This window comes from Streptomyces xantholiticus (assembly GCF_014651015.1).
In the GTDB taxonomy this organism is placed as follows: Bacteria; Actinomycetota; Actinomycetes; order Streptomycetales; family Streptomycetaceae; genus Streptomyces; species Streptomyces xantholiticus.
In genome coordinates this window covers 112,830-124,507 of sequence record NZ_BMWB01000005.1, presented here as the reverse complement: position 1 = coordinate 124,507, position 11,678 = coordinate 112,830, and the positions used below count along the sequence as shown (strand labels likewise).

Annotated in this window: 10 protein-coding genes; 4 read left to right on the top strand and 6 right to left on the bottom strand. The window is 73.1% G+C overall.

The features are described from left to right. Positions 1-86: 86 nt before the first annotated feature. Complete coding sequence (gene pgfA, locus IE198_RS11095) at positions 87-1,070, bottom strand: cell envelope lipid trafficking protein PgfA (protein WP_189885309.1); 984 nt, start codon at positions 1,068-1,070, stop codon at positions 87-89. Between the two features lie 185 nt (positions 1,071-1,255). Between pgfA and IE198_RS11090 the strand changes: the two genes are divergently transcribed. Further along, positions 1,256-1,408, top strand: coding sequence for a hypothetical protein (locus IE198_RS11090; RefSeq protein ID WP_189885307.1), 153 nt, complete (start codon positions 1,256-1,258; stop codon positions 1,406-1,408). Beyond that, positions 1,405-2,658 (top strand): PucR family transcriptional regulator, encoded by a 1,254-nt coding sequence (locus IE198_RS11085; RefSeq protein WP_189885305.1) that lies wholly within the window; start codon positions 1,405-1,407, stop codon positions 2,656-2,658. The genes IE198_RS11090 and IE198_RS11085 overlap by 4 nt, the downstream gene beginning before the upstream one ends. Here IE198_RS11085 and IE198_RS11080 read toward each other — a convergent pair. The 4 genes from IE198_RS11080 to IE198_RS11065 all read right to left on the bottom strand — a co-directional run bounded on the left by IE198_RS11080 (position 2,642) and on the right by IE198_RS11065 (position 7,547). Next, a complete protein-coding gene (locus IE198_RS11080; protein ID WP_189885303.1) occupies positions 2,642-3,328 on the bottom strand; it encodes an HAD family hydrolase in 687 nt (228 codons plus the stop codon). The genes IE198_RS11085 and IE198_RS11080 overlap by 17 nt on opposite strands. A gap of 57 nt (positions 3,329-3,385) precedes the next feature. Next, entirely contained in the window at positions 3,386-3,868 is a 483-nt protein-coding gene (locus IE198_RS11075; protein WP_189885301.1) for an Lrp/AsnC family transcriptional regulator, read from the bottom strand. Between the two features lie 94 nt (positions 3,869-3,962). Next, positions 3,963-6,701: a SpoIIE family protein phosphatase gene (locus IE198_RS11070; RefSeq protein ID WP_189885299.1), complete on the bottom strand. Its 2,739-nt coding sequence runs from the start codon at positions 6,699-6,701 to the stop codon at positions 3,963-3,965. Positions 6,702-6,884: 183 nt separating this feature from the next. Next, the gene (locus IE198_RS11065) at positions 6,885-7,547 is read right to left on the bottom strand and encodes a dienelactone hydrolase family protein (RefSeq protein ID WP_189885297.1); all 663 of its coding nucleotides are present in this window, start codon (positions 7,545-7,547) and stop codon (positions 6,885-6,887) included. A 323-nt stretch (positions 7,548-7,870) separates the two neighbouring features. On the opposite strand from IE198_RS11065, the gene IE198_RS11060 reads away from it, so the two are divergent. Continuing rightward, positions 7,871-9,379 carry an FUSC family protein gene (locus tag IE198_RS11060; RefSeq protein ID WP_189885295.1) on the top strand — a complete coding sequence of 503 codons (1,509 nt, stop codon included), beginning with the start codon at positions 7,871-7,873 and terminating at the stop codon, positions 9,377-9,379. 118 nt (positions 9,380-9,497) lie between these two features. Then, complete coding sequence (locus IE198_RS11055; protein WP_189885293.1) at positions 9,498-10,547, top strand: lactonase family protein; 1,050 nt, start codon at positions 9,498-9,500, stop codon at positions 10,545-10,547. Positions 10,548-10,741: 194 nt separating this feature from the next. Here the strand turns inward: IE198_RS11055 and IE198_RS11050 are convergent, their stop codons facing one another. After that, entirely contained in the window at positions 10,742-11,662 is a 921-nt protein-coding gene (locus IE198_RS11050; RefSeq protein WP_189885291.1) for a sirohydrochlorin chelatase, read from the bottom strand. Positions 11,663-11,678 lie beyond the last annotated feature (16 nt).

The window sequence follows — 11,678 nt, the reverse complement described above, 5'->3', positions numbered from 1 at the left end:
GGGGGGCCGTGCTTCGGTGGGGACAGCCAGTTTTCGACATGCCGTCGGCACACGGCTACTCACCGGTATGACAACTTCTTCCGCTGTCAGACGGACGGACTCGTCATCAAGTGAGCATTCGTACGATCCGGGGTCGGGCGGCGACCGCGTGCCACCAGCGCGGCACCGACGAGTGCGAGCACGGCCCCCAGGGCCGCGGCGCCGACCGGGGCGGTGGAGCCGAGGACGGCGAGTCTGCGGCTGTCGCCCGACGCGAGTTCGACCTGCTGCCGCTGCGTCTCGGGGGTGAAGGCGAGCCGTGCGCTCTCCAGCAGGACGACGGCGTCCTTGCCCGAGCCCGGTGCGCGCAGCGTCTTGCGCGGCCCGATGGCCGCGAGCATGATCCGGCCGGTGCGGCGGTCGACGACCAGCTCGATCGCGCTGTTGGCGTACCACTCCTCTGCGAGTACCTGCGGAGTCCTGTCCATTCCGACCAGCCGGCCCGGCACCTGGCGCACACCGGTCATGGTCGCCGGGACACTGCCGGTGAACCGCAGTCCCTGGTAGCCCTGGACCTTCTTCAGGCCGCTGTAGCGGAGCTGGACGACACCGCCGAGCGTGGCGTCCCACCAGCGGTAGGAGCGCTTCTCGACGTCGAAGGGGAACTTCAGGTAGGCCTCGCCGTCGAAGACGGGGGACTCGTCGCAGCAGTGCACGGGCTCATTGGTGGCCCGGTCCGTCACCCAGCGTTCGAGCGTCCACTGGAGGGAGTCCCGGGTGTCGGCGGCCGGCAGGGTGGCGTCGGTGTCGATGGAAGTGGACACGTCCCACACGGCGTTGCCGCTCTTCTCGCTGTCGGCCACATCACCCCGGACCTGCCGGGTCACGGTGATTCTCGTCCCGTGCACCGTCTTCACCTCGGAGGTGTCGAAGTAGCTTCCGGTGCCGGTGAACACGGTCGTGGTGTCGACGTCGATCGGTGTGCGTTTGGCGTGCGGTGCCACGTACCAGGCCAGAAGGGGAGCCAGTACGAGCAGGAAGACACCTGCTCCGAACAGGAGGAGCGAGGTCGGTGAAGCGGTACGGCGCATCCGGACACTCCTGGATCGAATGGATTCACAGGGAGATGCACGGACCCCGGGCCGGTCAGCCCTCGAGGGCTCACGACAGTAGGCGGCCCCTTGACGGAATGTCAATGTACTGTCAACACTGTGGGACAGCCGGTGGGGGCCGGCCGACGGGGTGGGGATCGTCTCCAGCAAGGAGCTGACCCGACATGCGCAGACTCTTAGCCGCCGCCGTGACCGCGGCGCTGGCCGCGGCGCTCGCCGTGGGCACCGCCCTGGGTGTGGTGACCGTGCTGAACACCACACCGGAGCAACCGAACACCCCGTTGATCAGCTACGACACCGCCCGGCCCGGTCGATGACACGCCCGGCGTGGAGCGAGGTGCCCAAGGCGCAGGTCGACCGGTTCGCCGCCGTCGCCCTGGGCGGGGCACAGGAGCTCGCAGAGGAGATCCTCGGTGAGATACGGCGCGAGTACCCCCATCTGAAGCTCGTCGAGGACGAGTCCGGCGAGCCGATGGCGCTCGTCGGAATCCGCCGCGCCATCGAGGGCTTCGTACACAATCTCGCCTCCGGCGCCGGGCACCCCCGCGTACCGCCGGAGGTCTTCCAGGAGTTCGGCCGGGGGGAGGGGCGCGACGGCCGCAGCCTCGACTCGCTCCAGGCCACCTACCGGCTCGGCGTGAGGCTGGCGTGGCGGAGGTTCGCCGAGATCGGGCAGCAGGTCGACATCGCAGCACCCGCCATGTACGAGCTCGCCGAATCCGGTTTCGAGTATCTGGACGGCCTCGTGGAACAGTCGGTACGCGGCTACGCCGAGGCCGCGGCCCGCCGGGCGGGCGAACGGCTGCGCCTGCAACGCCAGTTGATCGACCTGCTGCTCGTCGAGCACCGCGGCGACCCGCCCGGCGCGCTCGCGGAACGGGCGGCCCGCATCAGCTGGGAACTGCCCACGACGGTGGCCGTCGGCGTCCTTGTGCGCCCTGCCAGGGAAGCCGTCGCCCCGGCCGTGGAACAGGGCATCCTCCTCGACATGGAGAGCGAACAGCCGCGCGTCGTCATCCCCGAGCCGTGCACCGCGGGCCGCGCCGAGACCCTGCGCCGCGCCACGGCCGGCTGGTCGGGCGCGGTCGGCCCGCCGGTGCCGCTCGCGGCCGCCGCGACGTCGCTGCGCTGGGCGGAGACGGCGGTCCGGCTCGTCGCGTGCGGACTGCTGCCCGACGGTGAGGTGCTGAACTGCACCGAGCGCACCGAGGAACTCGTGCTCCTGCCGTCCGGGGAGCTGATCGACGCGGCGGCCCGGCGTTGTCTCGCCCCTCTGGAGGGCCTCGCCCCCACCCAGTCCCGGCGGCTGGCCGAGACCCTGCTCGCCTGGATGGAGACCGCGGGCGGCGCCCCGGAGGTGGCGCAACGCCTGGGCATCCACCCCCAGACGGCCCGCTACCGGTTGCGGCAGATCCGCGAACTCTGGGGCGACGTGCTCGAAGACGCGGACCGCCGCTTCGAGATGCTCCTTGTGCTGCGTGCCCGCCGGCTGCGCGGCGAACTGAGCGACACCGCGGACCGCGAGGGGCGGCCGAGGGAGTCGGTCGGCGTCACACCGCGCCCGTGAGCCACCCGTACGCGGCCGCCGCCGTGAACTCGCGCTGTCCGCCCGGGAACAGCAGGTCGGCAGCCAGGAACGCGGTGTCGCCGGCCGTGTCCTCGACGTACGGCACGGCGATGCACCGCATGCCGGCCGCCCGGGCGGCCGCCGCTCCCGGCGGCGCGTCCTCCAGAACCACGCAGTCGCCGGGCGCGGCGTCCAGCCGGCGGGCCGCCTCCAGGAACACGTCCGGCTCGGGCTTGCCGCGGCCGACCTCCTCGGCGGAGACGGTCACGGACATGTACGGGGCGAGACCGGTGCCGGCCAGCACGGCCTCGATGGCGGCCCGGGATGAGCCGGAGGCCACCGCCATCGGGACGCCCTCCTCGGACAGGCGCTGAACGAACGCACGCATCTGGGGGAACACTTCGGTCGAGGTGCTCGCCAGCTCCAGATAGGCGCTGTTCTTCGCGGCCAGCAGCTCGTCGAGCGGGGCGTCGATGGCATAGCGGGCGCGCAGGATCTCCAGCGTCTCGCGGGTGCCGATGCCGATGAAGCGCGTGTGCTCCTCCCAGCCGAAGCCGAGCACGCCGTGCGCGGCCAGGACACGGCGCCCGGCCTCGAAGTAGTTCGGCTCACTGTCCACGAGTGTGCCGTCGAGATCGAAGATGACCGAAGGGGTGCGCCCGGTGCTCATGCCCCCAGCATGCCAAGTGCCGCGTTCAGCGCTGTGTTCCGGCCGCCCGGCCTACGTTCAGCGCTGTGTCCCGGCCGACCGGCCGACGGACTCGACCAGCGGCAGCAGCCGGTAGGGAACCCGTTCGCGCAGAGCCATCTCGGTGCGGGTGCGCACCACACCGGGCAGGTTGATCAGCCGCTGGATCACGTCCTCGAGATGTTCGTTGTCCCGCGCCGCGACCCGGGTCAGCAGGTCTCCGCCCCCGGTGATCGAGAACGCCTCGATGATCTCCGGCACGGCGGCCAGCGCGTCACCCACCTCGTCCAGGTGCCCCTGCGTCACCTCGATGTGGACGAAGGCGAGCACCGGGTGCCCCAGCGCGCCGGGGGAGAGGAAGGGGCCCGTGCCGGTGATCACGCCGTCGCGTTCGAGCCGGTCGATCCTGGCCTGCAGGGTGCCGCGCGCGATGCCGAGGATGCGCGCGTACTCGCGCACGCTGGTGCGCGGCTGCTCGATCAGCAGCCTCAGGATGCGGGTGTCGAGTTCGTCCACCGCCATGGTCCGTCGGGCCCTTTCGCGGCGCGCTTCACGGACTTCCACCGTACCAATGGCCCACTCCGGCCCGCCGGGCGCCGGCCAATGACGCGTCGGGTCACCATTCGGCATCGGTCGGCACCAGCAGCTCCGCCGACCCCTGCCCGTCCGTCAGCGACTGCTCGGTCCAGATCACCTTCCCGGTCGGGGTGTACCTGGTGCCCCACCGCGCGGCCAGCTGGGCCACGAGGAACAGGCCGCGCCCGCCCTCGTCGGTGGTGCCGGCCCGCCGCAGATGCGGGGAGGTGCTGCTGCCGTCGGACACTTCGCAGATCAAGGTGCGCTCGTAGAGCAGCCGTACGCGGATCGGCTCGTTGCCGTAGCGGATCGCGTTGGTGATCAGTTCGCTCAGCACAAGTTCGGTGGTGAACGCCGCCTCCTCCAGCCCCCAAGCGTCCAACTGACGGCTGCACGCGCTACGGACCGGCGCGACCGCGGCCGGGTCCTGCGGGACGTCCCAGGAGGCGATCCGGTCCTCGTCGAGCAGTCGGGTGCGGGCGACGAGCAGCGCGATGTCGTCCCGGCGGGAAGAGGGCAGCATGGCGTCGAACACCGCCTCGCAGGTCTCCTCGGGCGTCCGGTCAAGGTGGCCCCCCAGGACCGCGCGCAGTGCCTCCAGACCGGCGTCCAGGTCGAGGTCGCGGTGTTCGACGAGCCCGTCGGTGTACAGGACGAGGCGGCTGCCCTCCGGCAGCCGCGCCTCGGCCGACTCGAACGGGAAGCCGCCCAGCCCCAGCGGAGGGGACACGGGTACCTCGAGGAATTCCACGCTTCCGTCGGGATGCACCAGGGCCGGCGGCAGATGGCCGGCCGTCGCGAAGGTGCACAGGCCGGGCACCGGATCGTAGATCGCGTACAGACAGGTGGCGCCGGTGATTCCCTCTCCGCCCCCGCCGGGGTCGTCGAGGTCGATGCGGCTCACCAACTCATCGAGCCGGGAGAGGAGTTCGTCCGGCGGCAGATCGAGGGTGGAGAAGTTGTGCACCGCGGTGCGCAGCCGGCCCATCGTCGCGGCGGCGTGCAGTCCGTGGCCGACGACGTCCCCGACGACGAGGGCGACCCGAGCGCCGGGCAGCGGGATGACGTCGAACCAGTCCCCGCCCACCCGGGCCTGGGCCGGTAGATAGCGGTAGGCGATGTCCACGGCGCCCTGACTGGGCAGCACGTGCGGCAGCAGACTGCGCTGGAGGGTCTCCGCCATGGTGTGCTCGCGGGTGAAACGGCGGGCGTTGTCGATGGCCACGGCGGCTCGCGCCGCCAGCTCCTCCGCGAAGGACAGATCCTCCTCCCCGAAGCGCTCCAACCGCTGCGAACGCCAGAAATTGACCATGCCCAGCACCACACCGCGGGCCTGCAAGGGGGCCGAGAGCAGCGAGTGGACGCCGTAGGCGAGGGCATGGTCGGCGCCCTCGGGGTCCTGGGTCCGCCAGCCGTCCGCGCCCCTCAGATCCGCCTCGAGCACGGCATGTCCGCCGGCCAGGGCCTCGGCCATCGGTGTGGCGGGAGCGAGGAAGCGGATCACGTCACCCACCGGCTGGAAGGGGTGGTCCGAGCGGATGCCGGTCAGCGCGGCCCGCCGCATCTCCGTCGGCACACCGGCGGGCTCGTCGCCGTGCAGCACCGGGTTCAGCAGCTCGACCGTGACGAAGTCCGCGAACCGTGGAACCGCCACACTCGACAGCTCCTCCGCGGTCCGCACCACGTCCAGCGTCGTGCCGATCCGCGTCCCGGCGTCATAAAGAATCTTCAGGCGCTGCCGGGCGGTCTCGGCCGTGCCGGACAGGGCACGCAGTTCCGTGGTGTCCCGCAGTGTCGCGACGGTGCCGAAGTGACCGCCGTACGGTGCCGTGGGTCTGATGCTCACGGCGAGTAGCCGGTCTCCCGCCAGATGGACCTCGTCCGTCACCGCGCGGTTCGATCGCAGCAGTGCCGTGACGCCGGCGTCGAGCCCCAGTTCCGCGACCTGGCGCCCGTCCGCGTCCGGCGGCAGTTCGAGCAGGCGGCGTGCCTCGTCGTTGGCCAGCATCAGCCGTCCGTCACCGCCGACGATCAGTACCCCCTCGCGTACGGCGTGCAGGACCGCGTCGTGGTGCTCGTACATCCGGGTCATCTCGGTGGGACCGATGCCCCGGGTCTGGCGGCGCAGCCGTCGGCTCACCAGGGCGGCGCTGGCGGTGGCCAGTGCGAGTGCCGCCGCGGCGCAGCTCAGGAGCATCGGCAGCTGCCGGTCCACGGCGTTGCCCACGTTCTCGATCCCGACACCGGCCTGGACCAGGCCGATGACCCTGCCGTCAGGACCGACGACGGGTACGACCGCCCGGGCGGCGTCGTTGGGAGCCCCCTCGAAGATCTCGGTGATCGCCTCCCCGGCCGCAGCCCGCTCGACGCCCGTACTCCGCTCGCCGATCAGACTGGGGTCGCTGTCGGCGTACCGGGTCCCGTCCGGGGCCATCACGGTGATGAAGTCGACCCCCGAGGCCTGCCCGGTTTTCTGCATCAACGGCTGGAGCGCGGTGGTGGGATCCGGCGACCGGAGCGCCGCCGCGGTGCCTGGGGCACGGGCGAAGGCGGCGGCGGTCGCGAGCGACCGGTTCTGTGCGTTCTGTTCACTGTCGTGCCGAGCCTGCAGCACCAGAACGGCCACCACTGCGGCGATCAGCAGCACCGCGACCGCGACCTGCAGAAGCAGTACCTGACCGGCGACGGTGCGCGCGCCCAGCAGGGACTCCCGCTTTCCCCACAGCGGGCGGGTTCTCCGCAGCGGGCGGCGCGACGTGTCGGGCCCGTGCCCGTTCATAGCGCTCCACTTCCCGGATCAGGGCGCCGGCGCCGGGCGGGCGCGTCGGCGACGGGTGGCCTGCCGCACAGGGGACCAGGTGACCGGCCCGTCATGTCTCTTTTCTAACACTTTGTGACGTTTCGGTGTCGGGTTGCTCCCCTGTCCGCACGCCCGGCCCGTGTGTGGTTGCGGGTGCCCGGTTCATCGTCCGCCCTCCGCTTCCATGTCCAGGAACCAGTCCCGCGCCGCCTCCGCCGCTCGCTCGAGGGTCCCCGGTTCCTCGAAGAGATGGGTGGCTCCCGGAACCACGAGCACCCGGTGCTCGACGGTCAGCCGCTCGGCCGCCTGCTCGTTCAGCTCCAGCACCTGCCGGTCCTCGCCGCCGACGATCAGCAGTACCGGGGAGCGCACCCCGGGGAGCGCCTCGCCCGCCAGATCCGGCCGACCGCCCCGGGACACCACCGCGCGCACCCGGTCCGGCCTCGCCGCAGCCGCCACCAGGGCGGCCGCGGCGCCGGTGCTCGCACCGAACAGCCCGAGGGGGAGCGCCGCGGTGTCCGCCCGCTCGCCGAGCCGGTCGACCGCCGCCGTCACGCGCCGGCCGAGCAGGGGGATGTCGAAGCGCAGCTCCGCGGTGACCCGGTCCACACGCTCCTCTTCCGCACCGAGGAGATCGATGAGCAGCGTGCCCAGTCCGGCCCGCTGCAGCACCCCGGCCACCTCCCGGTTGCGCGGACTGTGCCGCGAGCTTCCGCTGCCGTGGGCGAAGCACACCATGCCCCGCGCCGCGTCGGGCAGTACCAGGTCTCCCACCAGGGTGACGTCGCCGGCGTCGACGGAGACCGTCTGCGTTGCCGTTGCCATGGGACCGCACCTCCGTTCTCGACTCCGGTGCGGCGGCCGCCCTCGGGCCGCCGGCCTCCGGAAGACGGCGGGTACCCATGGACGGCCAGAACCACCGGTCCGGCCGCCGGGGCGCTGCGGGGTCCCTCGAGCGAGCGACGGCTCGACCATGGGCCAATGGCCGGGCCGTTGGAAAGGAGCGGGAAGAGGGAATGGGCCAATGGCCCAGTCGACCGGTGATGAGTTGAGCCATCGGGGTCAAGGATGGTGTCATGGTGGGGTCGATGGCGCTGCGGAATCCGCGGCGCCTTTTTCATGCCGGAACGAAACGGGGGCGGTAAGCAGTGCTGAAGAGGATGTTCGTCGCCGCGGATCCGGGGCGTCTGCGTCTGCGCAGCGCCCTGCGGGCGGTGCTCGCCGTCTGCCTGGCGGTCACCGTGTGCGCTCTCGCAGGTCTCGCGCTGCCCGCGGTCGTCACCGGCGGGCTCGCGGCGCTCCTCGCCCTCTTCACCGTCACCGACCGCACGGTCCGCGGCCAGGCGGCCACCACCGCCCTGCTCCCGGCCGTCGGCTTCCCCGTCCTGGCACTCGCGGCCGGGCTCCACGACCACGCCGTGGCGCGGGACCTGGCGTTCCTCGCCGTCGCCGGGGCCGGGGTGTACGTCCGGCGGTGGGGGCCGCGCGGCCATGCGCTCGGCACCTTCGCGTTCATGACGTTCTTCGTGGCGCAGTTCCTGCACACCGCGCCCCGACAGCTGCCCGAGGTGTACGCCGCCGTGATCCTGGCCGTCCTGGCCTCCTCGGCGGTCCGCTTCGGCGTGTGGTGCTACGAGCGGCGGCTGCCGGCACCGGCCGTCCCCGCCCTGCCGGGTGGGTCGGGACTGGCCCGGATCACCACGCGACAGGCCGTCCAGGCGGTCGCCGGCGGGGCGTTCGCACTCGTCGCCGGCCAGGTCGTCTCCGGCGACCGCTGGTACTGGGCCGTCGGCGCCGCCTGGTGGGTGTTCGTCAACACCGCCTCGCGCGGCGAAACACTGGTCCGTGGCTTCCGCCGGGTGCTCGGCACGCTGCTCGGGATCGGCGTCGGCGTCCTGGTCGCGGTCCCGCTGCACGGCGCGGCCGCGCCCACGGCGGCCCTCGTCGCCGTGTGCGTCTTCGGCATCTTCTACACCGCGGCCGTGTCCTACAGCTGGATGATGTTCGCCGTGACGGTCCTCGTCAGTCTGCTGTACGGCCTGCTCGGCTTCCTCGAGCCGGGCCTGCTGGTGCTCCGGCTCGCGGAGACCGCCGTCGGTGCGCTGGGCGCGATGCTCGCCGTGCTGCTCGTCCTGCCCGTCACCACGCACGCCACCACCCACGCCTGGATCGAGCAGGCCGTGCGCTGCGTGCACCGCTGCACCGCTGAGGCCGCGGCCCGCTTGGCCGGTGCGGCGGACGCCGAGCCGGCCGTGCACATCACGGAGTTGGAAGCCCTGCTCGGAAGGGTCCGGCTGTCGCTCGCGCCGCTGATGCACCCGCTCTCACCCCTGCGCGCCCGCAAGGCCCGCGCCCGCCACGTACTCGACCTCCTGGACGAGTGCGCCCGTGAGGCCCGGGGCCTGGCCGCCGTCGCGGCGGACCCACAGGCCTCGCACGACGCCCGCCTGGCGGCGGCGTGCCGACGGGTGGAGGCCGCGGTCCACGCCCTCGTCGCGCCGCCGTCGGACACGGTGGCCATGTCGCTCGCGCCGGCGCCGCACCACCACCCGGGGGCCGAGGCCGCGCTCCGGCATCTGCACGGCCTGGAGCGGGCGCTCGCGGAACTGGCCGCTCCTGTGCGTACGTCTCCTCGCGCCCCACTTGTCCAGGCCTGAACCGGACCGAGCCTGCCTGATCCGCGGATTGGTCTGAACCAACTGCTAAGGTCTCGCCGGACAGGCGTGATCGTGGTCCCGGACCGGCCGTCCGCGGATCCGGCGAGGGGACGGCACAGTGGCGGACAGCAGCGCGGGGCGGGTCTTCATCGGCTCGTACACCTCGGCGGGTGGGCGGGGCGTCGTCGCCGCGGCCGTGGACCCGCAGACCGGAGCACTGACGGTGACGGGGGCGAGCGACGCCGTCGCCGACCCGTCATACCTCGCCGCCGTGACGACACCCGCAGGGACCGTCCTCTACGCGGTCTCCGAGACCGCGGACGGTGCGGTGGCCGCCTTCGACGCCACCGGTCCGGCGCCGCGCCCGATCGGCCGGCGCGTGCCGGTGGGCGGCGACCACCCCACGCACATCGCCGTATCGCAGGGCCATCTCCTGACGGCCAACTACGCCTCCGGCAGCGTCAGCGTCCTGCCCGTGGGCACCGACGGCACACCCGACCCGGTCGCGGGCGTCATGCAGCACGAGGGCGCCGGCCCGGTCGCGGACCGGCAGGCCGGACCGCACGCCCACCAGGTGCTGCCTGACCCGACCGGCCGCTGGGTGCTCAGCGTCGACCTCGGCACCGATTCCGTACGGATCTGCGCACTCGACACCGCGGCGGGCGCGCTGGCCCCCCACCGCGAGACGGCGCTGCGGCCCGGCACCGGGCCGCGTCATCTCGCCTTCCATCCCGACGGGCGGCATGCGTACGTGCTGGGCGAACTGGAGCCCACGGTCACCGTGTGCCGGTGGGACGCGTCGGCGGGTCTGCTCGAACCGGTCGCCGAGACCGCGGTGGTGCCGACCGGCACCGCAGGCAGCGCCCACCCGTCGGCGCCGGTCGTCGCGCACGACGGTCGCCACCTGTGGGTCGCGGTGCGCGGCCACGACAGCATCGCCGTGCTGACGCTCGACGGCACGGGCGAGCGGGCGGCGCTCGCCGCCACGGTCCCGAGCGGCGGTCGCTGGCCGCGTGACCTGGCCCTTGACCCGACGGGACGCCGGCTGTACGTGGCGAACGAGCGCTCCGGCGCCGTGACCTGCCACACGATCGCCCCGGAGACCGGCGTCCCGTCCCCTACGAGCAGGCTGACGGTCCCGGCGCCGTCCTGCGTGACCTTCGCCTGACGACGGCGCGGTACCTGGTCCGGAGCGGAGCCCCGGTTCCGGGATGGGGGTACCACGCCGCCAGGCGTAGGGGAGGGCGTAGGGGACGGGCTCCGCGCAGCGGCCGCTCCCGCCCCCGGACCGCAAAGGGCCCGTGACGGGCGGACAAGCCGCCCGTCACGGGCCCCACGCGTGGATGCTCCTCGCCGGCCGCGTCAGCGCGGCTGCGCACCCTGCCCCTGCGGGGCAATCCCCAGCGTGGTCGTGTACTGCGACAGCACCAGCTTGCCGATCGCCGGGTACGCCCCCAGCGCCTCCGCCGCCGCGCAGCCGGCCTCCTTGGCGGCGGCGTCGAGCAGGCCCGCGGGCAGCTCGGGTCCCACCAGGTACGGGGCGAGCGCCAGCTGCGCGGAGCCGGAGGCGCGCAGCTGCTCGGCGATCGCGGCGATCGAGCCCTCTTGGTCGATCGCGGCGGCCATCACCGGCACGGCCAGGCGCGCGGCGAGCAGCATGCCGGTGATTCCCGCGGCCTGGACGGCCTCTTCGCCGCCGACGGTCGCCAGGATGATGCCGTCGGCCGCCGTGGCCACGGTGAACAGCCGGGCGCGGTCGGCGCGTGCCAGGCCGGCCTCGGAGAGGCGGACGTGCACGGCCTCGGCGAGCAGCGGGTGCGGGCCGAGGACGTCGGTCAGCTCGGCGGCGGCGCGGCTGTCCACGACGGCCTGCCGGATGCGCCGCATCAGCGCGTTGTCGGGGCCGGCCAGCAGCGGGACCACGACCGCCGCGGGACCCTCGGGCTCGGCCACCTCACGGCCCGCCGCCTTGGCGATCTCGTACCGCTCGGTGCGCCGGGCGGCGGTGTGCGCGAGCACGGTCTCCAGCGTGGGGTACTCGGCGTCGTCACCGTCGAGGTAGCCGATGCCGACCTCGAGGCCGGGCAGCTCGGACCGGGCGATGCTTATGACCTCTTCGGCCAAGCCGCGCGTCGTCGGCGCGGTGGCGCCGGGCACGGCGAGCACGAGAGCGGGTGCGCCCTCGGGAGCCGCCACGGGTTCCGGGCGGCGGTGTCGCCCGGACTGGCGGGGTCGCGGCATTCGTACAGGCAGGCCGGGTGCGGGCCCAGTGGGGGAGCTCATGGCGCCGCATGCTACT